This is a genomic window from Rhodococcus koreensis (assembly GCF_900105905.1).
Lineage (GTDB): Bacteria > Actinomycetota > Actinomycetes > Mycobacteriales > Mycobacteriaceae > Rhodococcus_F > Rhodococcus_F koreensis.
In genome coordinates this window covers 2,547,508-2,571,550 of the sequence record NZ_FNSV01000005.1, presented here as the reverse complement: position 1 = coordinate 2,571,550, position 24,043 = coordinate 2,547,508, and the positions used below count along the sequence as shown (strand labels likewise).

Here is a 24,043-nt window from a genome sequence, read left to right as displayed (position 1 = left end):
TCAGGCCCGTCCGCGCTGACGGCGGTACCAGCGCACCAGGCTGTCCGTCGACGAATCACTCTGCGCAGCCGGTTCTTCCGTGGCGGTGAGCACCGGCTGCAGTTCGACGGCCTGGGTCTTGCCGAGTTCGACACCCCACTGGTCGAACGAGTCGATGCCCCACACGACACCCTCGACGAACACCTGGTGCTCGTACAGGGCGATCAGCTGGCCGATCACTGACGGCGTGAGCTTCGGCGCGAGGATCGTCGTCGACGGCCGGTTGCCCGGCATGACCTTGTGCGGCACCAGATCGTCGGGGGTGCCCTCGGCCGCGATCTCCTCGGCCGTCTTGCCGAACGCCAAGACCTTCGTCTGGGCGAAGAAGTTGCTCATCAGCAGGTCGTGCATGCTGCCGGTGCCGTCCGCGGTCGGCAGGTCGTCGGTAGGCTCGCCGAAACCGATGAAATCGGACGGCACGAGCCGCGTGCCCTGGTGCAGGAGCTGGTAGAAGGCGTGCTGCCCGTTGGTTCCGGGTTCGCCCCAGAAGATCTCACCGGTGGACGCGGGGACGGGGGAGCCGTCGGCGCGCACCGACTTGCCGTTCGATTCCATCGTCAACTGCTGCAGATAGGCCGGGAACCGCACGAGGTCGTTGGAATACGGCAGCACGGCACGGGATTCGGCGCCGAAGAAGTTCGAGTACCAGAGTCCGATCAGGCCGAGCAGGACCGGCGCGTTCTCCTCGAGCGGCGCCGTCCGGAAGTGCTCGTCCACGGCGTGGAATCCGGCGAGGAACTCCGCGAAACGTTCCTTGCCGATCGCCGCCATCACCGACAGTCCGATGGCGGAATCGACCGAGTACCGGCCGCCGACCCAATCCCAGAATCCGAACATGTTGTCCGTGTCGATGCCGAACTCCGCCACCCGGTCTGCGTGTGTCGACACGGCGACGAAATGCTTTGCGACCGCTTCGTTTCCGAGGCCCAGGCCACCGAGCAGCCACCGCCGGGCGGCCGTGGCGTTGGTGAGCGTCTCGAGGGTCGAGAACGTCTTGGACGCCACGATGAACAGGGTGGTGGCCGGGTCGAGGCCGTTCAGGCTGCGCACCAGGTCGGCGGGGTCGACGTTGGAGATGAACCGGACACTGATGCCGGCGTCGGCGTAGTGCCGCAGCGCGCGGTACACCATCACCGGACCCAGATCCGATCCGCCGATGCCGATGTTGACGACGGTCTTGATTCGCTCGCCCGTCGCGCCGCGCCACTCGCCGGAGCGCACCCGATCGGTGAAATCGCCCATGCGATCGAGGACGTCGTGGACGTCGGCCACGACGTCCTGGCCGTCGACGACGAGTGTGGCGTCGGCGGGCAGCCTCAGCGCGGTGTGGAGGACGGCGCGGTCCTCGGACGTGTTGATGTGCTCGCCCGCGAACATCGCGTCACGGCGGGCCTCCAGGTCGACGCTGCGCGCCAACTCGAGGAGCAACCCGATCGTGTCGCGGTCGATGCGGTGCTTGCTGTAGTCGATGTACAGATCGCCGGCCGAGACGGTGAGTTCCTGACCGCGTGCCGGGTCCTTCTCGAAGAACTCTCGAAGATGGACGGTCTGAATCTGAGCGTGATGATCACGCAATTTCTGCCAGGCAGCGGTTCCGGTGATGTCTGAGCTCACGAGATTTGAGCTTAATGCCCGCGCGTCGAAACTTCCGTGCGAACTTCGGTGCGGCGCATGATGGACGTCATGGATGCTGTCGAACTCATGCGAACCGTTCCCACGACCCTCTTCCTCGGCGGCGAGAAGCGCGACGCCGAGAACGGTGCCACGTTCACCGTTTTCGACCCGGCTACCGGCGACGCCCTTACCGAGGTGGCGGACGCCAGCCCGGGCGACGGGATGAAGGCCCTCGACGCCGCGGTGGCGGTGCAGCGGGAGTGGGCGGCCACCCCGGCACGGCAGCGTGGGGAACTCCTGCGCGCGGTGTTCGAGAAGATCACCGCCCGGGCCGACGACTTCGCGCTGCTGATGACGCTCGAGATGGGCAAGGCGCTGCCGGAGAGCGCGGCCGAGGTCAAGTACGGCGCCGAGTTCTTCCGGTGGTTCAGCGAGGAAGCCGTGCGTATCGCCGGTCGCTACACCCCGGCGCCCGCGGGGAACGGGCGCATTCTGGTGACCAAGCAGCCCGTCGGGCCCTGTCTGGCGATCACGCCGTGGAACTTCCCGCTCGCGATGGGCACCCGCAAGATCGGACCCGCCCTGGCCGCCGGCTGCACGATGATCGTCAAACCCGCCTCCGAGACGCCGCTGACGATGCTGCTGCTCGCCGAGATCATGGCCGACGCGGGGCTGCCGAAGGGCGTGCTGTCCGTGCTGCCGACGTCGAAGTCGGGCGAGGTGACCGGTCCGCTGATCGACGACCCGCGACTGCGGAAGCTCACGTTCACGGGCTCGACCGGGGTCGGACGGATGCTCGTCGAGAAGTCCGCGAAGGGGCTGCTGCGCACCTCGATGGAACTCGGCGGGAACGCGCCCTTCGTGGTCTTCGACGACGCGGACGTCGACAAGGCGGTGGCGGGCGCCCTCCTCGCCAAGATGCGCAACGGCGGCGAGGCCTGCACCGCGGCCAATCGCTTCCACGTCGCGAACAGTGTGCGGGAGGAATTCACCGCGAAACTCGTCGACAAGCTGTCCTCGTACAAGCTCGGCCCCGGCACCGATCCCGACACGACACTCGGCCCGCTGATCAACGCGGACCAGCTCGAGAAGGTCGGGGAACTGGTGCAGGACGCTGTCGGCGCGGGCGCCCGGGTGCGGCTCGGCGGCGTCGCCCCGGAAGGCTCTGGCTACTTCTACCCGGCGACGGTGCTGGACGAGATTCCCGCCCAGGCTCGGATCCTGAAGGAGGAGGTGTTCGGACCGGTGGCCGCGATCGCCGGGTTCGACACCGAGGAGGAGGGGATCGCCGCGGCCAACGACACGGAGTTCGGCCTGGCCGCGTACATCTTCACCCGCGATCTGGATCGTGCGCTCCGGGTGGCCGACGCCATCGAATCGGGCATGGTCGGCGTCAACCGCGGGGTCATCTCGGACACCGCTGCCCCCTTCGGCGGCGTCAAAGCGTCAGGCTTCGGGCGCGAAGGGGGCAGTGAAGGCATCGAAGAGTACCTGGAGACCAAGTACGTGGCACTCGAACCGTGACGACCGCCGTCGGGGGCCGCTTCGGGAAACTCAGTGACCGAGGCGGCCGCGCCCGAGGCGCAGCAGCAGCATGGCAAGCGTGTGGCCTTCCTGGCCCAGCTCGTTGAACCGCTCGAGCACCTTCATCTCACGGCTGTGGACGAGGCGGGGACCGCCGGACGCCATCCGGGTGCGCCCGATGAGCTGCGAGACCTCGGCGCGGCGCTTGATCGCGGCGAGAATCTCGGCGTCGAGCTTGTCGATCTCCTGGCGGAGAACCTCGATCTCGGCCTCGCTGGTGGGAACAGCGGTTTCCTTTGCGGCTGAAGCGACGGTCTGAGTGCTCATTGGTTCGTCTCCCTCTTGTCAGAACTTGGATCGTTGTTGTGGCTCGAGTCGTTACCGATCCAGGCTCATTTGACGAAAAAAGCCCCGGATCCGGTGCGGACCTCGGGGCTCGTGAGCTGTTCAGTTCACGGGCACCGGAGGCCGGTACCCGTAAAAAAATCGCCACAGGGGGCGCGACGGCGGACTGAACATGTGTACCAGTTTGCCATGGCGGCACCGCGCAGGCCAAGCCGCTGTGACGCTGTCGGTACACGCCGGTAAGTTTGATAGTTGATGAACACTATCTCCGGCACCGCTTCTCCCCTGAGCGCCACGTCGACTCCGCACGCCGCGGCACCGGCGCGCGCAGGGTCGGACGCGCTCCTCCAGGGCCTCAACCCACCGCAACGGGAAGCGGTCGTGCACGCCGGTTCTCCGCTGTTGATCGTCGCGGGTGCAGGCTCGGGCAAGACGGCTGTGCTCACCCGCCGCATCGCATATCTGCTGGCCGAGCGTGGCGTGATGCCCGGTCAGATCCTGGCCATCACGTTCACCAACAAGGCCGCCGCGGAGATGCGGGAGCGCGTCGCCCACCTCGTCGGCCCCAGGGCCAACAGCATGTGGGTGTCCACGTTCCACTCCAGCTGCGTGCGGATCCTGCGCGCCCAGGCGGCGCTGCTCCCCGGCCTCAACTCGAACTTCTCCATCTACGACGCGGACGATTCGCGGCGACTGCTGACGATGATCGCCAAGGATCTGAACATCGACACCAAGCGCTATTCGGCGCGGTTGCTCGCCACCCACATCTCGAATCTCAAGAACGAGTTGATCGACCCGGAGCAGGCGAGTGCCGACGCCGACAAGGAGCCTGCGGAACTGCCGCGGCTGATCGCCAAGGTGTACGGGCACTACCAGCAGCGGTTGCGTTCGGCGAACGCGCTGGACTTCGACGACCTGATCGGCGAGACGGTCGCGATGCTGCAGGCGTTCCCCCAGGTGGCCGAGTACTACCGACGACGGTTCCGGCACGTGCTGGTCGACGAGTACCAGGACACGAACCACGCCCAGTACATGCTGGTGCGTGAACTGGTCGGCGGCACCGCGGACGGCGAGGACGCGGACCACCGGGTCACCCCGGCCGAACTGTGTGTGGTGGGCGACGCGGATCAGTCGATCTACGCTTTCCGCGGCGCCACGATCCGCAACATCGAGGAGTTCGAACGCGACTACCCGGACGCCCGCACCATCCTGCTGGAGCAGAACTACCGCTCCACCCAGAACATCCTGTCGGCGGCCAACTCGGTGATCTCGAAGAACACCGGTCGGCGCGAGAAGCGGCTGTGGACCGATTCGGGCGAGGGCGAACTCATCACCGGGTACGTCGCGGACAACGAGCACGACGAGGCGTCGTTCGTGGCGTCCGAGATCGACAAGCTCGTCGATTCGGGCGATGCGAAGTTCGGTGACGTCGCGGTGTTCTACCGCACCAACAACTCGTCCCGCGCCCTCGAAGAGATCTTCATCCGGCTCGGTGTTCCGTACAAGGTCGTCGGCGGGGTGCGGTTCTACGAGCGCAAGGAGGTGCGCGACATCGTCGCGTATCTCCGGGTCCTCGCCAACGAGGACGACACCGTCAGCCTGCGCCGGATCCTCAACACCCCGCGCCGCGGCATCGGTGACCGCGCGGAGGCGTGTGTGGCCGTCCACTCCGAACAGCGGGGCATCAGTTTCGCCGAGGCGCTGCGGGACGGTGGGGAGGGCCGGGTGCGGCTGCTCAACACCCGTTCCCAGAAGGCCATCGCGTCGTTCCTCGATCTGATGGACGGACTGCGGGTGCTGATGCCACCCGAGACCACGGCCGACGACATCGTCCCCGACCAGCTCGGCGACATCGGCGACGTCGTCGAGGCTGTCCTGGAGCGGACGGGCTACCGCGCCGAACTCGCGGCGAGCAGCGACCCCCAGGACGGGGCGCGCCTCGACAACCTCAACGAACTCGTCAGCGTGGCGCGGGAGTTCAGCTCCGACGCGCGGAACGCCGCCGGACTGGTGGAACCGACGGAGGACGGCGACGTCGACGCCAGGGACGGTGAACCCGACCCGGGTTCCCTCGCCGCCTTCCTCGAACGGGTGTCCCTGGTCGCGGACTCCGATCAGCTGCCCGACAACGACGAGGGCGTCGTCACGCTGATGACTTTGCACACCGCGAAGGGGCTCGAATTCCCCGTCGTCTTCGTCACCGGGTGGGAAGACGGCCAGTTCCCGCACATGCGGGCGCTCGGCGACCCCACGGAACTGTCGGAGGAGCGGCGGCTCGCGTACGTGGGCATCACCCGTGCCCGGCAGCGGCTGTACCTGACGCGTGCCGTCATGCGGTCGGCGTGGGGTCAGCCCATCCAGAACCCGGAGTCACGGTTCCTGCAGGAGATCCCGTCGGATCTCGTGCACTGGCGCCGCGAAGACCCGGGCCCCCGTATGGGTTCCGGTGGTGCGATCGGTGGTGGCCGCGCGCGTGGATCGGGATACGGGCAGGGGTTCGGCGGCGGTTCCGGTTACGGCGGCGGGTCCGCGAGCACCCCCAGCTTCGGCGCCGCACGCTCCCGCAACAACAACCTGGTCCTCGCGGTCGGCGACCGGGTCAGTCACGACAAGTACGGCCTCGGCACGGTCCTCGAGACCAAGGGGGCCGGGCCGACCGCGACGGTCACCATCGATTTCGGCAGCGCGGGCAAGGTGCGGCTGATGCTGATCGGTGGCGTCCCGATGGTCAAGCTGTAGAGCCGACGAAACACGACTGCGGCGCATGCAATGCATGCGCCGCAGTCGTCATGTGTTCGGGTGGTGCGGAGAGGGTCAGTCCATCTCGGGGCCGAGGCTGATGCCGCGGGAGGCCAGCCAGGGCAGGGGATCGATCTTGTTCTCGCCCGCGAGGTGCACCTCGAAGTGCAGGTGCGGGCCGGTGGAGAAGCCACGGTTGCCGACGGTCGCGATCTGGTCGCCCGCCATGACTTTCTGGCCGACGGTGACGGTGGAGGTGTTGATGTGGCCGTACACGGTGATGGTGCCGTCGGCGTGCTTGAGGCGGACCCACATGCCGAACCCGGAAGCCGGACCCGAGTCGATGACCTCGCCGTCGGCGACGGCCACGATGGGGGTGCCGATGGGGGCGGCGATGTCGACGCCCGCGTGCAGGGTGCCCCAGCGGCTTCCGAAGTTGGAGGTGAAGGTTCCCACGGCGGGGAGGACGAACAGGGGGCGTCGGGCAGCGGCTTCGCGGGCGGCGCGCTCTTCGCTGAAACGCTGTCCCTTGGCGAGCAGGTTGCTGAACTGCGACAGGTCGGTCGGGTTCGCGATGTTGAGGACCTGCGGGGCGTTCGAATCGGCGGCGGCGGTGTCGGAGACCGTGGAGTACTGCGCGGCCTGCGGTTCCGCGGTGGTTCCGATGGAGCTCGACTCGTCACTGGCGAGGGCGACCTCGGAGTGATCGGAGGAGCTGGACGATCCGCTGGTGACTGCGGCCTGGCCTGCGGCTACTACGGCGCCTGCTGCGACTGCGAGGACTGCGGCGCGGCCTTTGAGAGCTGAGGGGGGAGTCGGGATGCGGTGGGCTCCGCGGCGGGAGTGGGGGGGTGCGCCCTCGAAGGACTCGGAACCGCTGCGGGGGATGAAGCCGGGGATCTCGGACTCGGTGTCGACGGTCTCGACGCCGTTGCCGGTGTCGACGCTGTCGTAGGTGGAGCGTGTGGACTGCGAATTGCGGAAGAACATGCTGGAAATCTCAGAACTATCGGTCTCGGGATGATGCTCGACCGACTGTGGGGGATACGTGGGCGCGACTTCGTCCTTGTGACCCCGCAACTCGTCATCGTGGTGACTCACAAAACGGCTGGCCGTGAACTGGCTGCGATGGTGCATACGCCCGTCCGTCCTCCTGCTCGTGACCTGCCTGTGACTTAGACCTTGGCGACGGTAACGAAACGGTTGCGATGCGCGCAACCTGTAACGCGGAGGAACGGCTACATGTGACGGGCATCACAAACTGAGCTGGGGAAACGTCGAACCCGCTTTTCGTCTCGGTTCAATCTCGCCCGTGCGCACGCGTGTCACAACCCGGGGGAGGCGGTGGGTAAGCGCTAGCGTCGGCCTGTGGCGTCATCAACTCGATCCCCGGACGGGCGCAGGGCCGAGCCCGAACGCATTCCTTCGTCCGGCGGCACCGGCTTGACCGCCGTCGACGAGCCCGATCCCGTCCGCGCGCGCCGGGGCACCCTGCTCGCGGTCGTGCTGGGCCTCGTCGGAGGACTCGGGGTGGCGTCGGCGCCCGTCCTGCAGGCTGTCCGCACGGTCGACGGGGCGGCAGCGCCGTCCGCGGTCGGCGCTGCCGCGGTGTGGGCCGCCGTCTTCGCCGTCGCGGCACCGGCATTGGCCCTTCCCGCGGTTCTCGCCCGGCGCACCGCGGTGGCGGGGGCATTGCTGGCCGGCGCAGGCGCGGTGTCCGTCGGCGCCGGCGTCCTCGACACACAGCTGTGGTCGGACGCCATCGACGCCAATCGGCTCGAATTGTTCCGGCCCGAGACGGCGGCCGAGCTGGCCGCCGGGTCCGGCGCCTACGCCGCCCTCGCCGGGCACGCGTTGATCGCCTTCGCGGGCCTGCTCGGCATGGTCGCGGTCCACCGGGCTTCGTTGATGGACGGATACGGCGACGCCCGCAGCGCCGAACAGGTCGGGCGGGCGACGGGCGCCCGCATCGGGTTCCTGCCGTCCGCCGTCGCGGTGGCCGCCGCCGTCGTCCTGGTCGGCGCGCTGTTCGCTCCCGCCTTCGTGTCCGAGGATCCCGTCATCCTCGTCCCGACCGTCGTCGAGTCGGACCTCGCCGCGTCCGCGGGCGCCGGGATCCTGGCGGCGGCCGTCCTGATCGTCGTCGCCTCGGCGCTGGCATCGATTTCGCCCCCCGTGGCGTCCGGCGCCCTCGTCGGGGCAGGCCTGGCCGCGCTCGGCGTGGTCGGGACGCGCCTGGTCGCGGGGCTCGCCGCGGGCGAACGGATCCAGCCCGGTCCCGGCGCGGTGTGGGGGACCGTCGGCGCCGGCGTCCTGGTGCTCGTCGGCGCCTGCATCCCGATGGTCGACCGGGCCCGCGACGGCAGGATCCTGAAGACACTGGCCGCCTCGCCGTCCGCGGCGGCGCAGGGCGGCCCGGCGAAGCCGGGGGCGGTCACCCCGTCCGCGAAGGGCGTCGCCAAGGCGGCGCTGCGAGCCGAGGCGGCCGCGGCCCGCGCACGGATCGCGCGATGGCACGTCGCTGCCGGGGCCACCGGAATCATCACAGCCCTGCTGGCCGCCGCCGGGGCGCTGCTCCCCGTCCTCGACATCCCCGGCGACACGGCACGCCCCGACGTCTACGCCACCCGGGTCGTGCTCGTCGCGGCCCTGGTCCTCGTCGTCAGTTGCGTCTGGCTGCTGCTGTCGGAGTTCGCGTCCGCCGTCCGGCCCGCGGTCGGGGTGCTGTGGGTGACGATCCCGCACTCCGTCGCCGCCGTGTCGCAGTCCGTGGTGCTCGCCACCGACGTGCCGGGGATCGGCGCCGGAATCGGTGCCGTGCTGCTGTGGTGTGCGGCCGTCACCGCGGGTGTCACCGGGGTGCTGACGTGGTTCGCGGGCTCGGCGGAACGCGAGGAGATCGACACGTCCGACGAGCCGTCCACCTCGACCCCGGTCCTCGCGGTCGGCGGCCTCGGTGCCGTCGCCGCGTTCGTCGGACTGGGACTGCCGCTCTTCCACGGGACCGACGCACGCGGCGACGAGTACGCGCCCGCGTCGTTCGCGGAGATCCCGTGGAACCTCGACGTGTGGGGACGGGTGCTGCTCGGCGTCGCGGTCGCCCTCGCAGTGATAGTTGCCTCACGTGCCCGGCCCGACAGGGCGGTCGCGTTGTTGCTCGGTTCGGCCGTTGCCGTGGGGGTATACCTCGTGTCGTGGCCGCTGACCGTCGCCCGGGTCACCGACCCCGAAATGGGGGCCGGTGTCGTCCCGGCAACGGTGGGCATAGTGTTGATTGCGGCTGCCGCGGCCCTCACTGCACGCCGCAGAAATCGGTGAGGTCCGCCCCGTTTGCAGCGGTGAGGCCCGCCTCAGTACGTGATATCGCGTGATGTGGACCACATAGCAGACACGCGGGCGCAGACCGGGCCCGGCAACTGGTTAAAGTCCAAAACAGACCCGCTCCTACCCCTCGAGCGGGTGTCAACGCAGACGAGACGGTGAGCAGATGGATCTCTTCGAATACCAGGCGAAGGAACTCTTCGCCAAGCACGAGGTGCCGACTTCGGCTGGGCGTGTTACCGACACGGTGGCCGGCGCACGCGAGATTGCCGAAGAAATCGGCAAGCCCGTGATGGTCAAGGCGCAGGTCAAGGTCGGCGGCCGCGGCAAGGCGGGTGGCGTCAAGTACTCCGCCGACGTCGATGCAGCGCAGGCCAACGCCGAGGCGATCCTGGGCCTCGACATCAAGGGTCATGTCGTCAAGAAGCTGCTGGTCGCAGAGGCGAGTGACATCGCCGAGGAGTACTACATCTCCTTCCTGCTCGACCGCACCAACCGCACCTACCTGGCCATGTGCTCGGTCGAGGGTGGCGTCGAGATCGAGGTCACCGCCGAGGAGAACCCCGACGCACTCGCGAAGATCCCCGTGGACGCCGTCAAGGGCGTCGACCTCGCGTTCGCGCGCAGCATCGCCGAGGCAGGAAAGCTGCCCGCCGAGGTGCTCGACGCAGCGGCCGTGACGATCCAGAAGCTGTGGGAGGTCTTCATCAACGAAGACGCTCTCCTCGTCGAGGTCAACCCGCTCGTCCGCACGCCCGGTGACGAGATCCTCGCTCTCGACGGCAAGGTCACGCTGGACGAGAACGCCGCGTTCCGTCAGCCCGGCCACGAGGCGTTCGAGGACCGGGACGCCACCGACCCGCTCGAGCTCAAGGCCAAGGAAAACGACCTCAACTACGTCAAGCTCGACGGTGAGGTCGGCATCATCGGTAACGGCGCCGGCCTGGTCATGTCGACCCTGGACGTCGTCGCCTACGCAGGTGAGAAGCACGGTGGCGTGAAGCCCGCCAACTTCCTCGACATCGGTGGCGGCGCCTCCGCAGAGGTCATGGCGAACGGCCTGGATGTCATCCTGAACGACGCGCAGGTCAAGAGCGTGTTCGTGAACGTTTTCGGTGGCATCACCGCGTGTGACGCGGTCGCCAACGGCATCGTCGGCGCCCTGAAGACGCTGGGTGACGAGGCCAACAAGCCGCTGGTCGTCCGCCTGGACGGCAACAACGTCGAAGAGGGTCGTCGCATCCTCGCCGAGGCCGCCCACCCGCTGGTCACGGTCGTCGGAACCATGGACGAGGCTGCCGACAAGGCCGCCGAGCTGGCCTTCGCCGCAAAGTAAAGGGACTTAAATCACATGGCTATCTTCCTGACCAAGGACTCCAAGGTCATCGTCCAGGGCATCACCGGCGGCGAGGGCACGAAGCACACCGCGCTGATGCTCAAGGCCGGCACCCAGGTCGTCGGCGGTGTCAACGCCCGCAAGGCCGGCACCACCGTGACCCACGACGGCGGCGTCGAGCTGCCCGTCTTCGGCACCGTCGCCGAGGCCATCGAGAAGACCGGCGCGGACGTCTCCATCGCGTTCGTTCCCCCGGCCTTCGCCAAGGACGCCATCGTCGAGGCCATCGACGCGGAGATCCCGCTGCTCGTGGTCATCACCGAGGGCATCCCCGTGCAGGACTCGGCGTACGCCTGGGCGTACAACGTCTCCAAGGGCAACAAGACCCGCATCATCGGCCCCAACTGCCCCGGCATCATCACCCCCGGCGAGTCGCTGGTCGGCATCACCCCGGCCAACATCGCAGGCACCGGCCCGATCGGCCTCGTGTCCAAGTCGGGCACGCTGACCTACCAGATGATGTTCGAACTGCGTGACTTCGGCTTCTCCACCGCCATCGGCATCGGCGGCGACCCGGTCATCGGCACCACCCACATCGACGCCATCGAGGCGTTCGAGAAGGACCCCGAGACCAAGGTCATCGTGATGATCGGTGAGATCGGTGGCGACGCCGAGGAGCGTGCCGCCGACTACATCAAGGCGAACGTCACCAAGCCGGTCGTCGGCTACGTCGCGGGCTTCACCGCCCCCGAGGGCAAGACCATGGGCCACGCAGGCGCCATCGTCTCCGGTTCCTCGGGCACCGCGCAGGCCAAGAAGGACGCCCTCGAGGCTGCCGGCGTGAAGGTCGGCAAGACGCCGTCCGAGACCGCTGCACTCGCTCGCGAGATCCTGCAGAGCCTGACCGTCCAGGCCTAGGCCCTCCGGGCCCGTGCGCCTTTCTGGTTGCTCCGGCTACCAGAAAGGCGCACGGGTCGTTCAGGCGTCGACCCACATTTCCCCGGCCGGATCGAGTGTCCCCGTCCCCGACGTGACGGCAGCGACCAGATCGGCCAGCTCCGCAGAGTCCCTCGCCGCGAGGGTGAGGACCGCGGACTCCGCGTACGCCGTGTCCACCACGACGACGCCCCGCCCCCGCAACTCCGACTCGACCCGACCCGCCTCGGCGTGACCGACGGCGAGGGTGTGCAGGTGGCGACGTTCCCTCCGCACGAGCGGTGCGGCATCGACCGCGGCGGCCACCGCGCCAGAGTAGGCGCGCACCAGTCCGCCCGCCCCCAGTTTGATTCCACCGAAGTACCGGGTCACGACCACCGCGACGTCGACGAGGTCGCGGGCCTTGAGCACCTGCAGCATCGGAATGCCCGCGGTGCCACCGGGTTCGCCGTCGTCGTTCGCGCGCTCGACCCGGTCGCTGGGCCCGTTGCCGACGATGAACGCCGAACAGTGATGTCGCGCATCGGGATACGCGCTGCGACGATCCTGGACGAAAGCCTGCGCCGCCTCGGCGTCCTCGACGCGCCGCAGGGCCGCGATGAAGCGTGAATGCTTCACCTCCGTCTCGAGAGTGAGATCGGCGGCGCGGAGAGCGAGGGTGTACGGCACCGGACCATTGTCTCCTGCGCTGCTGTCGGCCCCGCACACGCGACCGACGGATATATCGTAGCTATCAGTTGTTGCCGCTATATCTGATACAGTCCAGCAGTTTATGACACTGTCTTTCACCGCGAATTGGTGAAGCTGCGGAAATTTGTGGATGGTCGGCCGTCGGGGTGCGCAAGGGCGCCCGGCGCACACGGTCTCATTACGTGTGGCACTGATGTCTGTCCGGGATAGCGGGGCGTCGAGGATTCGGATCGGCGTCTGCGGACCTGCCTCAAGGCGATTTGTGGTCGTTCACGGCGGCGCAGATGGTGTGGCGAGATCGATTGGCTCGGTTTGCCGCTGGCGCGGACTCGGCCGTACGTGTCGGAGGCCGGCGTTACAGTCAAGGCCCCGCGAGAGATGGGGTGAACAACGCTGGTGGAGGGGGTTGATGGATGACGTCAGGGCGTTGCCGACACCGTTGTCCGGCCGGTTCACTGCGCTGCGGGTGACACAGAATCGCCACCGGCTCCGGGGCGATCGCGCCGCACGGCGAGGAAAGGTGTTATCGATGAGCTTTCCAGGTGATGGCGGCGCGTTCCGGAACCCGGACGATCCGTGGTCCGTTCGGCTGCGTTTCGTTCCTGGCGGGCTGGCGTGATCGGGCCGGGAACGACTGCGCCGCGGCAGTTCACGTTCACCACGCGCGCCTACATGGCGGTCGATGACGCGACCGGTGAGCCGATCGGTCTCGACGACGTGAACACCCGAGCGAGGTGGTTGCTCGACCTGGTCACGGCGGCCGGCGCCGAGTTGATGTCGCGGCTGTGGCAGCCGGTCACGTTCGACGTCCTCGCCGCCGGCCGTGACCGGCAGGATCGCAGGCTGCCCGTGCAGGGTCATGTCGCCGCGGCCCGCCTCGGCTGGAATCCGCACTACCGGGACGGGGTCTACGTGCCCTCACGGGTGAGCAGGGTGGTGACCGCGCAGGTGATGGCGACCCTGCGGACCCTCGCCTACCGGGACACCGCGATCACGGCACTGTCTGAGCGGTTCGACCCGGCCACCGGCCGGATAGCCCCACCCTCCGCCGTCGCGGACTGGGTGCCGTTGGGTTTCGCCCGGGGCGTGCGGCGCCAGCTCGTCGCACGCTCTCGCCGCATCGACGGGGCGCCGTCGGCGCGGTTGCGGATCACCGACGTCCAGGGGCCACCGCAGACGAGCGCGATGGCCCGGTTGTCTGCTGCGGATCGGCAGCTCGCGCAGCTTGCTGTCACCGGTGACGAGCTGGTGTTGACGGTGAAGCTGCCGACTTGCCCGGCCCCGGCGGGGCGGGCGCAGTGGCGCAGTGTTCGGGTGACCGCCACCATCCCCGGGCACCTGAACGGCCGGGCGGTCACCGGCTGGCATCTACCGACCCTGGCCCTCGACCGGAAAGGTTTGTTGTGGCGGTGCGCCGCGACCGAACTCGTCCCCGCCTGTGACCTGGGATCGGCCACCGTCGCGGTCGGGGTGGATTGGTCTCCGTCCACGCTGGGTGCCGCCGCGATCGCCACGCAGACCCCGGACGGTGTGGTTTCGGACTACCGGGGCTTCACCTACGATGACCGCGGCCTCGGGACGAAACTGGCGCGCCTGCAGGCGGAGGGTCAGTTGCTGCAACGCAAGTCGGCCCGGTTGACGCGGCTGGCCGCCACCGCCCCTTCCGAGGTCCGTGTCCGGTTGGAGGAGAAGATCGCCGTCCTCAACGAGCATCGGACTGCGGTGGGCGTCAAACGGGGCAAGATCAACCGGGAGCTGGGATTCCACTTCGCCCGCCAGGTCACCGACTACGCCGAGGCAGCGGGCGCGGAGATGATCGCGGTCGAGGACCTGACCACCCTCGAGCCCCGCGGGCACGGCCGGGTCAACAACAACCGGGCCGCGCAGTCGGCCCGCCGTAAAGCGACCGCCGCCCTCGCCCACACCGCCGCCGGTGTCGGCATCGCGGTGGTCACGGTGCCTGCCCGCGGATCCTCGGCACAGTGTCCGGGGTGCGACGAACCACTCGCCCGCCCCGGCGGCTACCACGACGCGTGGTGCCCGGGCTGCCGGGTCGGCGGCAACCGCGACCAGATTGCCGGGGTGAACCTGGCCAAACGCGCGCTGCTCGGTAAAAACAAGGTGACCCGGCGGCGGGGGCAGATGCCCGCGATCCGGGTCGCCGAGCACGCGCCGGTCCGCAGGTCCCGGGACAAGACCAGTCCGACACCGCGTCGGCCGCGGCATCGCCGGGTCCGCCACAGCCTGCCCACCGCAACACCGCGGATGGGGGTGACTCCGAAACAGCATGTTCCTGCACCACAAGCGTCGGTGTGGGACACGGTCAAACCCGCACCACCGCACGGTGATGCGGGTAGCCGTGACACACGTACTTCTCACCTAACAGCCACACTAGTGGCAGATAGTATGAGATCTACGTAGACGCTAGCGTCGGAAGAGCGCACGCAGACCACTTGTCGACTAGGAGAAGTCATGACGTTCACGCCCGGCGGGCCGAATTACGGTCCGCCCGCGCAACCGACTGCAGGGGGAGAATCGAAAGGCCTGGGCTTCTTCCTCCTGATCGGTGTCGCCGTTCTCGGTGTCCTCAACCTACTGCTCGGGTTCGCCCCGTACGCCACCTTGGCGCGAGAGTCCGTGAACTCGTTCGAAGCGAACACGGACGGACTCGGACTGCTGTTCCTCGGTGGTCTGCTCGCGGCGGCGTCCCTCCTCCCGAAGCAGTCCTATGCGGGTGCGGCCGCGGCGGCGTCCGTCGCGGGCTGGGTCGTTGCGTTGTTCGTCTTCCTGAACGTCGACGCGGATTCCGGTTGGGGCGCAATCCTCATCCTCGTTCTCGGATTCATCCAGTCGGCCGTGGCCGTGGCAGCCGTGCTGTTCGACATCGGCGTCCTGAAGCAGCCGGCGCCCAAGCCGGCCGCAGCCGCGGGCTTCGGTCAGCCCGGCCAGACCCCGCAGGGGTACGGCCAGGGCGCCCCGCAGGGGTACGGGCAGGGCCCGCAGCAGTCGTACGGACAGCAGCCGCAGGGCTACGGCCAGAGCGCGCCGCAGGGCTACGGACAGCAGAGCCAGTCGCAGCCCGGCTACGGGCAGCAGAGCCAGCAGGGTTACGGCCAGCAGGGTTACGGCCAGCAGGGCCAGCCCTCGCAGAGCCAGCCCGGATACACCCAGGGCTACGGACAGCCGCAGCAGCCGGGCTACGGCGCGGGCGCGGGATCCGCGTCGTACGACGCCCCGACCACCGCCTACCAGCAGCCGCAGTACCAGGGGTACTCGCAGCCGTCGACGCCGTCGCAGCCCACTGGAACGCCCAGCTCGCAGTACCCGGCCGGGACCAGTTACGGTTCGGCGCAGCACGCGGCGCCGGCGTACGGGTCGCAGGCCGAGTCCTCGCCCGTGGAGCGCACTCTCGAGTACGGCGAGCAGCCGTCCACCGAGGCGAAGCCGGCCGAGTCGGCCGAGAAGCCTGAATCGGAGGGGTACAGCGCGCCCACCCAGGCGTTCGACACGCGCGCCGACAGGGACGACAAGTAGCGGTCCATCCAGCAGGTGGCCTCTGACCGAACCTGGTCGGAGGCCACTTCTGTGCGGCGCGCCTGACCGCTGTCGCTGCGTCGGAGTGCCACTCTCGAGGGGATGAGTTCTTTGGTTGATCGTGCGCAGCGTGTCGCACAGGGTGCACGACGGCGAGCCGTCCGCGACGACGAGAGGCGAGCCGTCCGCGATGATGCGCGGCGCGCCCCGCGACAGCGTCCCGTGCCCGACGCGGACGAGATGCGGGCGCTGCTGTCGGTCGCGTTCCGGCCCGCGGGGGTCACGGTCGTCCTGCTGTCCGCACTCATCGTCGTCACGCTGGTGGCGGCGAACAGTGACCTCACGGGAACGTTCGGTGCGATCGCGGCGTCGTGGCTGGCGATTCACCAGGTGCCGTTGACGATCGACGGCACCTCGCTCGGCGTCCTCCCGCTGATCCCGACGGCGGGGATGATGTGGGCGGTCGCCCGCGGGTGCGCGGCGGTGGTGCATCCGGCGTCCTCGCGGCGGCACGCCCTGCAGGTGATCGGCGCCGCGGTGGCCGGACCGCTGGCCGTGACAGCCATCGCCCTCGCGGTCATCGCGGACGCGTCGGCGGTCATCCCGTTGTCCTCCCCGAACGCGCTCGCCGCGTTCGGGTGGGTGCTGTTGGTGCATGTGCTCGCGGCGGGGATCGGCGTGACGGTCGCGATGTGGCCGACGCTCGGTGCGGAGGTTCCGTCGTGGGTCCGGGACGCGGTGCGCCCGGGGCTGCGCGCGATGACGGCGATCGTCGGTGCCGGCGCGGTGCTGGTCACGATCTCGCTGCTGATGGAGTGGTCCACGGTCGGGTCGCTGCTCGAACGCGGGGACGGTGTCGTCGGAACGCTCGGACTGACGATCCTGTCCGTGCTGTACCTGCCGAACGTGGTGGTGGGTGCCGCGGCCGCCGTCATGGGCGGGACCGCGCAGATCGGGGACGTCTCGGTCAGCGTGTTCGGCAACGTCGGTGGTTCGCTGCCACCGTTGCCGCTGCTCGGCGCGGTTCCCGACGGGGTGTCCGGTGGCGCGTGGCCGGCGTTGCTGGTGATTCCGCTGCTGATCGGTGTGATGCTCGGACGCGACTGCGGACGTCGCGTCGCCGGGCAGGAGGCACTGCTCACCGTGCTGACCTCCGCCGCGGGTGTCGGTGTGGTGACGGCCGTGCTCGGACTCGTGTCCGGCGGACGGCTCGGCGCCTTCGGAACCGTCGAGCTGAACTGGTGGGCGTTCGGGCTGCTCACGTTCGCGTGGCTCGGACTCGCGGGCGCGGTGACGGCGGTGGTCGTCGCCTGGCACCGGAGCCGGGGCGCCGACGACGAGGCCGACACGGAGGACGAGGAACCGCACCTTCCCGGCGCGGAGGAGGTTCCCGCGATCGCCGCCCCGATCACCGAGGAGCGGGAGGTCCCGGCAGCCGCGCCCGGCCGGGTTATCGAGGCCGAACTCGTCGAAGACGCCGAAGCGCCCGCGGCCCCCGTCGCGCCGCAGGACACCGACGCCGAGGCCGAGGTCGTGGTGGACGCCGAGGTCGAGGAAGACGCGGCGACGGCGGCACCCGAGGGGCCGGTAAAGGCGGGCGAGGCCCCGGAAGCCGACCTGCCCCGAGGGCCCGCAACCCCCAGCGACTAGGCTCTTGTTCGGTCGACGATGCGACCGCCCCCTTTCGATTCACCCGGCCTTTCGATTGTTCAGGAGTAGAGCGCTGACTTCCTCGCGTGACCACCTGGGGCCCACGACCACTTCGCCGGTCGCGTCCGCGCCGGCGCGGATCGTCGTACTCGCCTCCGGTGCGGGAACCCTCCTGAGATCGTTGATCGACGCGACCCACACCGACGGGTATCCCGCCGAGATCGTCGCCGTCGGCGTCGACCGCGACTGCGACGCCATCCGGCACGCCGAGTCCGCGGGCATCACCCACTTCCGGGTCGGGCTCCGCGACCACGCGGACCGGTCCGCCTGGGATGTCGCGCTGACCGAGGCCGTCGCGTCGCACCAGCCGTCGCTCGTGGTGTCGGCGGGATTCATGAAGATCCTCGGCCCCGCCTTCCTGGACCGCTTCGGCGGTCGCATCATCAACACGCATCCCGCGTTGCTGCCCGCGTTCCCCGGCGCGCATGCGGTCCCGGATGCGCTGGCCTACGGCGTCAAGGTGTCGGGATCGACGGTCCACCTCGTGGACGCGGGGGTCGACACCGGCCCGATCCTGGCGCAGGAGCCCGTGCCGGTGCTCGACGGCGACGACGAGTCGACCCTGCACGAGCGCATCAAGACTGTGGAGCGACGGTTGTTGGCGGACGTCATCGCCGCTGTCGCCACCCGTGGAGTTGTTTCCGATGGACGAAAGGCCGTGATCCCCAGTGAGTGAACGCAAGGCAGTACGCCGAGCGCTCGTCAGCGTCTACGACAAGACCGGTCTGGTCGAACTGGCTACGGGCCTGCACAAGGCAGGTGTCGAGCTGGTGTCGACAGGGTCGACCGCAGCGAAGATCGCCGACGCCGGCATCCCGGTCACCCCCGTGGAGGCGCTGACGGGCTTCCCCGAGTGCCTCGAGGGCCGGGTCAAGACCCTGCACCCGCGGGTGCACGCCGGCGTCCTCGCGGACACCCGGAAGCCCGAGCACCTCGCGCAGCTCGAGGAGCTCGGCATCGAGGCGTTCCAGCTGGTGGTCGTGAACCTGTACCCGTTCACCCAGACCGTCGCCTCGGGTGCGACCCCCGACGAATGCGTCGAGCAGATCGACATCGGCGGCCCGTCCATGGTGCGCGCCGCCGCGAAGAACCACCCGTCGGTGGCCGTCGTGGTGGATCCCGCCCGCTACGACGACGTGCTCACCGCGATCGCCGACGGCGGTTTCACGCTGCCCGAGCGCACCGCCCTCGCCGCGCAGGCGTTCCAGCACACCGCGTCGTACGACGTCGCGGTCGCGAGCTGGATGACGTCCACGCTGGTGGACAGCGGTGACTCGCAGTTCCCCGAGTGGGCAGGCGCCACCTGGGACCGCTCGGCCGTCCTGCGGTACGGCGAGAACCCGCACCAGGCCGCGGCCCTCTACGTGAACTCCGCCGCCCCGGCCGGTCTGGCCCAGGCCGAGCAGCTGCACGGCAAGGAAATGTCGTACAACAACTACACCGACGGCGACGCGGCGTGGCGCGCGGCATTCGACTTCAGTGAGCCGGCCGTCGCGATCATCAAGCACGCGAACCCGTGTGGCATCGCGGTCGGAGCCGACATCGCCGAGGCGCACCGCAAGGCACACGCCTGCGACCCGGTCAGCGCATACGGCGGAGTCATCGCCGCGAACCGCGAGATCACCGTCGAGATGGCCGAGCAGGTCGCCGACATCTTCACCGAGGTGATCATCGCCCCGTCCTACGCGGATGGCGCGCTCGGCGTGCTGCAGCGCAAGAAGAACGTCCGCGTCCTTCTCGCGAAGGCGCCCACCGCGACGGGAATCGAATTGCGTCCCGTGTCCGGTGGGGCACTCCTCCAGGAGCGCGACGTACTCGACGCCGAAGGCGACGACCCCGCCAACTGGACCCTGGCCGTCGGCGACGCCGCCGACAAGCAGACCTTGAAGGACCTCGAATTCGCGTGGCGCGCGTGCCGTTCGGTGAAGTCCAACGCCATCCTGCTCGCCTCCGACGGTGCGTCGGTCGGCGTCGGCATGGGCCAGGTCAACCGCGTCGACTCCGCGCACCTCGCGGTGCAGCGGGCCGGTGACCGGGTGGTCGGGTCGGTGGGCGCGTCGGACGCGTTCTTCCCGTTCCCCGACGGACTGCAGGTCCTCGCGAACGCCGGCGTCAAGGCAGTCGTGCAGCCGGGTGGTTCCGTCCGCGACAACGAGGTGATCGATGCGGCCAAGGAAGCCGGTATCACCATGTACCTGACGGGTGCGCGGCACTTCGCGCACTAGCGTTCGGCACCTCTCGAACGGGTCTCGGCATCGCGCCGGGGCCCGTTCTGCGTTGTCAGGCGGCTGCGGCCCCGTGCGCGCGGCCGGTGCCCTCAAGTTCACGCGGCGAACCGGTGATGACCACGCGGGCGGCACCGCGACTGCGGACCTCGCTGATCAGTTCGCCCAGTCCGGCCTCGTGGGCGGCGTCGCAGTGCGACAGGTCGAGGGTGACGGCGTAACCGGTGAGGTCGTCCGGCAGGTCCAGATACGGCGGAGAGGTGGACAGTTGGTTGATGCGAAGTTTCATGTGGTGCTCCTGAAAGTGAAAGGTAAAAGAAAAGGCACCCGAGGGGTTTGCCCTGGGTGCCCGAGAATGACTTGGTTGAGTCTCAACATTCTCGGGGTGCGCCGAACTTGGTGATGTGCTTGTCGGCGGAGCATCGACGCCATGCGGGTACGGACGCGAAGAGCGCGTGAAGCTGCATCATGGCCGTACCTTTCTGCGTGTCGTTGCTGGTTGGTAGATGACCGTACAGCACCGGTTGAGGGTTTGCACTTCCATTATCCGGCCACCGCGCAGGAATGCGCGGTTGAGCAGCCACTCTTGGCCCAGAGTTGCCGTCCTGTTCACATCCGCTCATCGATTCGCCGGATGCGCGGGCAATTGCGTGGGAATTCGGCGAATCGGTGCGCGTCCGTCGAATCCCACCACTTTGGTTACAGGTTGCTTTCGATCCGGACTCGAGCAGCACGAGCGCGCGGTGCAGCTGATTCACTCGGGGCTGATGTGACTCGAGTGGCACCTGTGGAAGGAGAGTGGCGCCCGGACTGCGACGGTGCGCCCATCCCCGTTATGAACCGTTTTGCAATCAAGGCCGGCCTCGGCGCCTGCGTCCTGGGTGCGTCCGTGCTCATCCCTGCTCAGGTGTCGGCGGAACCCGCTGCGACGGCGACCGGCACCGAACTGTCCGGGATGACGGTGTTCCTCGACCCCGGACATCAGGGTTCCAGCGAGGGCCACGACCTCGCGCAGCAGGTGAACGACGGCCGGGGCAACACCAAGGACTGCCAGACGAGCGGCATGACGTCGCTGGGCGGGGTGCCCGAGCACACCATCAACTGGAACGTCACCCAGCTGGTGAAGAGCAGCCTCGAGAGCCTCGGCGCGAAGGTCGTCCTGAGTCGTCAGGACGACACCGGCTGGGGCGGGTGCATCGACGAAAGAGCCCGTGCGGCAAGCGAATCGAACGCCGATTTGGCTGTGAGCATTCACGCGGACTCCACGGCGCAGGGCGAGGACGCGAGCAAGCACGGGTTCCACATGATCATCCCGTCGCTGCCCATCCCCGACGAGAAGGCGGACGCCGCGCAGTCCGGCGGCGGGCTCGAGGCGTCGAAGATGATGCGCGACGCCTACAAGTCCGACGGCTTCGTTCCCGCCAACTACGCCGGCGTGAACGACGGCCTCCAAACCCGCGCCGATGTGGCGGGTCCTGCACTGACCCAGGTTCCGCTGGTGTTCGTCGAGATGGGCAACGGTTCGAACAAGGAGGACTCCGCGCAGCTGGAGAGCTCCGACGGCCAGTTGAAGCACGCCATCACCATCACGACGGGCATCGTCACCTACCTGCTGACGGGGTCGGAGGCCGCGCCTGCGCAGGAGCTGGCGGCCGCTCCGGACGCGACGACGGCACCGAATGCGAGCGAGGACAGCGCGTCGTCGACCACCACCACGACCCCGAAGGCGACCACACCCAAGGCGGCACCGAAGTCGACGGCGCCGGACTCGGCGCAGCTGTCCGAGCTGATGGAGATGCTCGCGCCGCTGCTCGAGGTTCAGGGGCTGGACGGGCTGCAGGACCTCGTCAACGACAAGAACCTCGGGCTCGTGTCCGATCTGGCGAGCACGTTGCTGGCCGTGATCACCGGGGCCGGTGGGGGCAACTGATCACAGTGACGCGATCCACCTGCCGAACGGTTCGGTGAACTCCGCCGAGTAGGGCAGCGGTTCCACGTAATCCGGTCCGGTGGACGGACGGTCGCCGACGTCCTTGAGGACGTGATTGGCGTTCGTCATCCGCACCGGCGTCAGCGCGGTGTGCGCGAGGGCGTCGTTCAGGCCGTCGACGTCCGCGAGTTGCACCTGGATGTCCTTGGCGGAGCAGCTCGTGAGAACCGGGAAACCGGCGGGCAGCCTGCCGGCCAGCGCGCGGGGGTCGAGGGCGTCCTCCTCCGCGAGGGCCTTGGCGTTGGCGTGCACCAGCCCGGCGTTCTGCAGGGGTTCCGGAAGGTCGTCGGGGATCGTGCCCGATGTGCGGAGCGATTCGACGGTGTCCGCGAGCGCGAGCCGCAGTTCGTCGGCCAGCTCCACCGGCAGCTGTCCGGCGCCGACGACGGCGTCGAGCTGTCCGTGGATCTGCGTGGTGAGCAGGTCGAGGAGCCGGACGCTGAGCGGTTCGAGCAGTCCGACGGCGCGTACCCGCGACTCGCTTTCCGCAGTGGCGAGCGCGAGGGCGACGAGACCGCCGTCGCTGTGTCCGATGACGATCAGCTGCGACGGGTCGACCCCGGGTTGGGCGGCCAGGAAGTCGAGGCCCGCCGACGCGGCGTCGACGAAGGTGGTGAAGCCGAGACCGCCGACCTCTTCCACCTCGTAGGGGCCGAGGGCGGTTTCGCCGCTGCCGATCTTGTCGTAGCGCAGGCTCGCGAAGCCGTGCTGTTCGAGCACGTCGGCGAGGTGGCGGAGGGTTCCGATGTCACCGGGGAGCAGGGCGCTGTCGCCGTTGCGGTCGGTCGGGCCGCTGCCGGCGAGCAGCAGTGCGGCGGGCGCCGACCCGTTCGCGTCGACGGACGTGCGGAGGCTGCCGTAGTAGGTGACGGCACCGCTGGCGAAGGTGATCTCGGTGTCAGGCATGGGGACTGTCTACCAGTTCACGTCGCGCGCAGTCGCCGCACCCGTTGCGCTCCCCGCCACGCGAACCACAGCAGGAACGCGAGCAGCGGGATGACGAGAAGCGGAAGCAGCAGGGCGATCAGCGACGTGCCGAACGAGACCACGTCCTCGATCACCGACACCACCGGATTGGCCAATCCGCCGGTGGAGGCCGTGCTCACCGCGCGGGTGCCGGTCTGCGCGGTGCTGAACGCCAGAGCGGTGGGTGCGCCGATGACGATCCCGGCGATCGCGGCCGTCGACGGGTCCACGTCGGCGAAGGCCGCCCAGGTCGCGACGACCCCGGCAAGGGGACCGGTGACGTTGCCGATCACCGACAGCGCGTTGTCGACGAACGGGATGAGATCGGCGGTCAGTTCCACGACCGTCGCGATCGACAGCGCCACCAGCGCCCCGGTGGAACCGAGCCACCGCATCGACTCGTTCAGGGTCACCCCGAGCACCTCGACGTGCACTGCGGCGCTGAGCATCAACAACGGCAGGAACGTGCGCAGTCCCGACGCGGCGGCGAGGCCGAGGCCGAGCAGTCCGGGCAGAACCCAGGTCTCCATGCACGGCAGTGTAGGGGCCCGGTGACGACTGCAGGAGGGCATCGCGGCCGAGATCTCAGAGAAGCATCACAGAACTCACACATTCGGCGATTAGCGTCTGCATCACCAGTTGTTCCAATGGATTACGTCCGAGAACAGCTCCCGACTCCAGGAAGGTGCCGCATCATGAACGTCGTACAGTTGACCACCGGTGATTTCGTCGCCGCCATGTTCTCCCTCGACTTCGTCGACGGCGGGTTCCGCCGGGAGGCCGTCGAGCGGATTCACCGGGGCGCGATCGACGAGTGGGTGTCTGCGCTGACCGGGTCGGGTCTGTTCTCCAACCGTGCGGTCGCGAACGTGGTCCGGGCGTGGCGATCCGATCCGCACATCCTGCTGGACTCGCTTCTGACGGAGGCCGATCCGGTGACGGCCGAGCACTACCGCGCCGCCTGGGGCGAGTTGGACGCCGCGTCCTCGTACACGGTTGCCGCGTAGGCGCGCAGTGCTCAGGAGGGCCGCCGCGCATTAACCGCGTGCCGATTCGCCCGAACCCTCGTAGCGT

Annotated in this window: 19 protein-coding genes; 12 read left to right on the top strand and 7 right to left on the bottom strand. The window is 68.8% G+C overall.

Translation table 11 applies throughout. From position 1 onward, the window contains the following. Positions 1-1,653, bottom strand: a complete 1,653-nt coding sequence (pgi, locus tag BLV94_RS16625; protein WP_072937331.1) for a glucose-6-phosphate isomerase — start codon at positions 1,651-1,653, stop codon at positions 1-3. Positions 1,654-1,722: 69 nt separating this feature from the next. Here pgi and BLV94_RS16620 point away from each other — a divergent pair, with 69 nt between their 5' ends. Continuing rightward, positions 1,723-3,177, top strand: coding sequence for an NAD-dependent succinate-semialdehyde dehydrogenase (locus BLV94_RS16620; RefSeq protein ID WP_174705442.1), 1,455 nt, complete (start codon positions 1,723-1,725; stop codon positions 3,175-3,177). 30 nt (positions 3,178-3,207) lie between these two features. Here BLV94_RS16620 and BLV94_RS16615 read toward each other — a convergent pair whose 3' ends face one another. Beyond that, entirely contained in the window at positions 3,208-3,504 is a 297-nt protein-coding gene (locus tag BLV94_RS16615; protein WP_005238528.1) for a chorismate mutase, read from the bottom strand. A gap of 273 nt (positions 3,505-3,777) precedes the next feature. On the opposite strand from BLV94_RS16615, the gene pcrA reads away from it, so the two are divergent. Beyond that, positions 3,778-6,261 carry a DNA helicase PcrA gene (gene pcrA, locus BLV94_RS16610; RefSeq protein ID WP_072937329.1) on the top strand — a complete coding sequence of 828 codons (2,484 nt, stop codon included), beginning with the start codon at positions 3,778-3,780 and terminating at the stop codon, positions 6,259-6,261. A 75-nt stretch (positions 6,262-6,336) separates the two neighbouring features. On the opposite strand, the gene BLV94_RS16605 is transcribed toward pcrA, so the two are convergent. Beyond that, entirely contained in the window at positions 6,337-7,398 is a 1,062-nt protein-coding gene (locus BLV94_RS16605; protein ID WP_072937328.1) for a M23 family metallopeptidase, read from the bottom strand. A gap of 231 nt (positions 7,399-7,629) precedes the next feature. Between BLV94_RS16605 and BLV94_RS16600 the strand changes: the two genes are divergently transcribed. The 3 genes from BLV94_RS16600 (at position 7,630) to sucD (ending at position 11,836) form a co-directional block, all read left to right on the top strand. After that, entirely contained in the window at positions 7,630-9,579 is a 1,950-nt protein-coding gene (locus BLV94_RS16600) for a hypothetical protein (RefSeq protein WP_072937327.1), read from the top strand. A gap of 169 nt (positions 9,580-9,748) precedes the next feature. Then, positions 9,749-10,918 (top strand): ADP-forming succinate--CoA ligase subunit beta, encoded by a 1,170-nt coding sequence (gene sucC / locus BLV94_RS16595; protein WP_072937326.1) that lies wholly within the window; start codon positions 9,749-9,751, stop codon positions 10,916-10,918. A 15-nt stretch (positions 10,919-10,933) separates the two neighbouring features. Beyond that, complete coding sequence (gene sucD / locus BLV94_RS16590; protein WP_005238543.1) at positions 10,934-11,836, top strand: succinate--CoA ligase subunit alpha; 903 nt, start codon at positions 10,934-10,936, stop codon at positions 11,834-11,836. 60 nt (positions 11,837-11,896) lie between these two features. Here the strand turns inward: sucD and BLV94_RS16585 are convergent, their stop codons facing one another. Continuing rightward, a complete protein-coding gene (locus BLV94_RS16585; protein ID WP_072937325.1) occupies positions 11,897-12,523 on the bottom strand; it encodes an IMPACT family protein in 627 nt (208 codons plus the stop codon). A 636-nt stretch (positions 12,524-13,159) separates the two neighbouring features. Here BLV94_RS16585 and BLV94_RS16580 point away from each other — a divergent pair. The 5 genes from BLV94_RS16580 (at position 13,160) to purH (ending at position 20,013) form a co-directional block, all read left to right on the top strand. After that, positions 13,160-14,965 (top strand): zinc ribbon domain-containing protein, encoded by a 1,806-nt coding sequence (locus BLV94_RS16580; RefSeq protein ID WP_072937324.1) that lies wholly within the window; start codon positions 13,160-13,162, stop codon positions 14,963-14,965. Between the two features lie 51 nt (positions 14,966-15,016). Further along, the gene (locus BLV94_RS16575) at positions 15,017-16,078 is read left to right on the top strand and encodes a DUF5336 domain-containing protein (RefSeq protein ID WP_072937323.1); all 1,062 of its coding nucleotides are present in this window, start codon (positions 15,017-15,019) and stop codon (positions 16,076-16,078) included. Between the two features lie 111 nt (positions 16,079-16,189). Then, complete coding sequence (locus BLV94_RS16570) at positions 16,190-17,728, top strand: cell division protein PerM (RefSeq protein ID WP_072937322.1); 1,539 nt, start codon at positions 16,190-16,192, stop codon at positions 17,726-17,728. Between the two features lie 55 nt (positions 17,729-17,783). Continuing rightward, positions 17,784-18,464 (top strand): phosphoribosylglycinamide formyltransferase, encoded by a 681-nt coding sequence (purN, locus tag BLV94_RS16565; RefSeq protein ID WP_083395586.1) that lies wholly within the window; start codon positions 17,784-17,786, stop codon positions 18,462-18,464. Then, a complete protein-coding gene (gene purH / locus BLV94_RS16560; RefSeq protein WP_072937321.1) occupies positions 18,457-20,013 on the top strand; it encodes a bifunctional phosphoribosylaminoimidazolecarboxamide formyltransferase/IMP cyclohydrolase in 1,557 nt (518 codons plus the stop codon). The genes purN and purH overlap by 8 nt, the downstream gene beginning before the upstream one ends. Before the next feature lie 55 nt (positions 20,014-20,068). Here purH and BLV94_RS16555 read toward each other — a convergent pair whose 3' ends face one another. Further along, complete coding sequence (locus BLV94_RS16555) at positions 20,069-20,302, bottom strand: hypothetical protein (protein WP_072937320.1); 234 nt, start codon at positions 20,300-20,302, stop codon at positions 20,069-20,071. A gap of 546 nt (positions 20,303-20,848) precedes the next feature. Here BLV94_RS16555 and BLV94_RS16550 point away from each other — a divergent pair. Further along, positions 20,849-21,943, top strand: coding sequence for an N-acetylmuramoyl-L-alanine amidase (locus BLV94_RS16550; RefSeq protein WP_072937319.1), 1,095 nt, complete (start codon positions 20,849-20,851; stop codon positions 21,941-21,943). Here the strand turns inward: BLV94_RS16550 and BLV94_RS16545 are convergent, their stop codons facing one another. Beyond that, positions 21,944-22,909: an alpha/beta hydrolase family protein gene (locus BLV94_RS16545; protein WP_072937318.1), complete on the bottom strand. Its 966-nt coding sequence runs from the start codon at positions 22,907-22,909 to the stop codon at positions 21,944-21,946. It lies immediately after the preceding gene. 17 nt (positions 22,910-22,926) lie between these two features. Next, positions 22,927-23,499 (bottom strand): DUF4126 domain-containing protein, encoded by a 573-nt coding sequence (locus BLV94_RS16540; RefSeq protein WP_072937317.1) that lies wholly within the window; start codon positions 23,497-23,499, stop codon positions 22,927-22,929. 165 nt (positions 23,500-23,664) lie between these two features. Here BLV94_RS16540 and BLV94_RS16535 point away from each other — a divergent pair, with 165 nt between their 5' ends. Further along, a complete protein-coding gene (locus BLV94_RS16535) occupies positions 23,665-23,976 on the top strand; it encodes a hypothetical protein (RefSeq protein ID WP_072937316.1) in 312 nt (103 codons plus the stop codon). Positions 23,977-24,043 lie beyond the last annotated feature (67 nt).

What these genes read in the sequence shown, in the direction of transcription:
- BLV94_RS16555 (WP_072937320.1), bottom strand. Translation starts at nt 20,302, where the DNA reads ATGAAACTTCGCATCAACCAACTGTCCACCTCTCCGCCGTATCTGGAC.
- sucD (WP_005238543.1), top strand. Translation starts at nt 10,934, where the DNA reads ATGGCTATCTTCCTGACCAAGGACTCCAAGGTCATCGTCCAGGGCATC.
- sucC (WP_072937326.1), top strand. Translation starts at nt 9,749, where the DNA reads ATGGATCTCTTCGAATACCAGGCGAAGGAACTCTTCGCCAAGCACGAG.
- pcrA (WP_072937329.1), top strand. Translation starts at nt 3,778, where the DNA reads ATGAACACTATCTCCGGCACCGCTTCTCCCCTGAGCGCCACGTCGACT.
- BLV94_RS16540 (WP_072937317.1), bottom strand. Translation starts at nt 23,499, where the DNA reads ATGGAGACCTGGGTTCTGCCCGGACTGCTCGGCCTCGGCCTCGCCGCC.
- BLV94_RS16605 (WP_072937328.1), bottom strand. Translation starts at nt 7,398, where the DNA reads ATGCACCATCGCAGCCAGTTCACGGCCAGCCGTTTTGTGAGTCACCAC.
- BLV94_RS16575 (WP_072937323.1), top strand. Translation starts at nt 15,017, where the DNA reads ATGACGTTCACGCCCGGCGGGCCGAATTACGGTCCGCCCGCGCAACCG.
- BLV94_RS16545 (WP_072937318.1), bottom strand. Translation starts at nt 22,909, where the DNA reads ATGCCTGACACCGAGATCACCTTCGCCAGCGGTGCCGTCACCTACTAC.
- BLV94_RS16550 (WP_072937319.1), top strand. Translation starts at nt 20,849, where the DNA reads ATGAACCGTTTTGCAATCAAGGCCGGCCTCGGCGCCTGCGTCCTGGGT.
- BLV94_RS16535 (WP_072937316.1), top strand. Translation starts at nt 23,665, where the DNA reads ATGAACGTCGTACAGTTGACCACCGGTGATTTCGTCGCCGCCATGTTC.
- BLV94_RS16620 (WP_174705442.1), top strand. Translation starts at nt 1,723, where the DNA reads ATGGATGCTGTCGAACTCATGCGAACCGTTCCCACGACCCTCTTCCTC.
- BLV94_RS16615 (WP_005238528.1), bottom strand. Translation starts at nt 3,504, where the DNA reads ATGAGCACTCAGACCGTCGCTTCAGCCGCAAAGGAAACCGCTGTTCCC.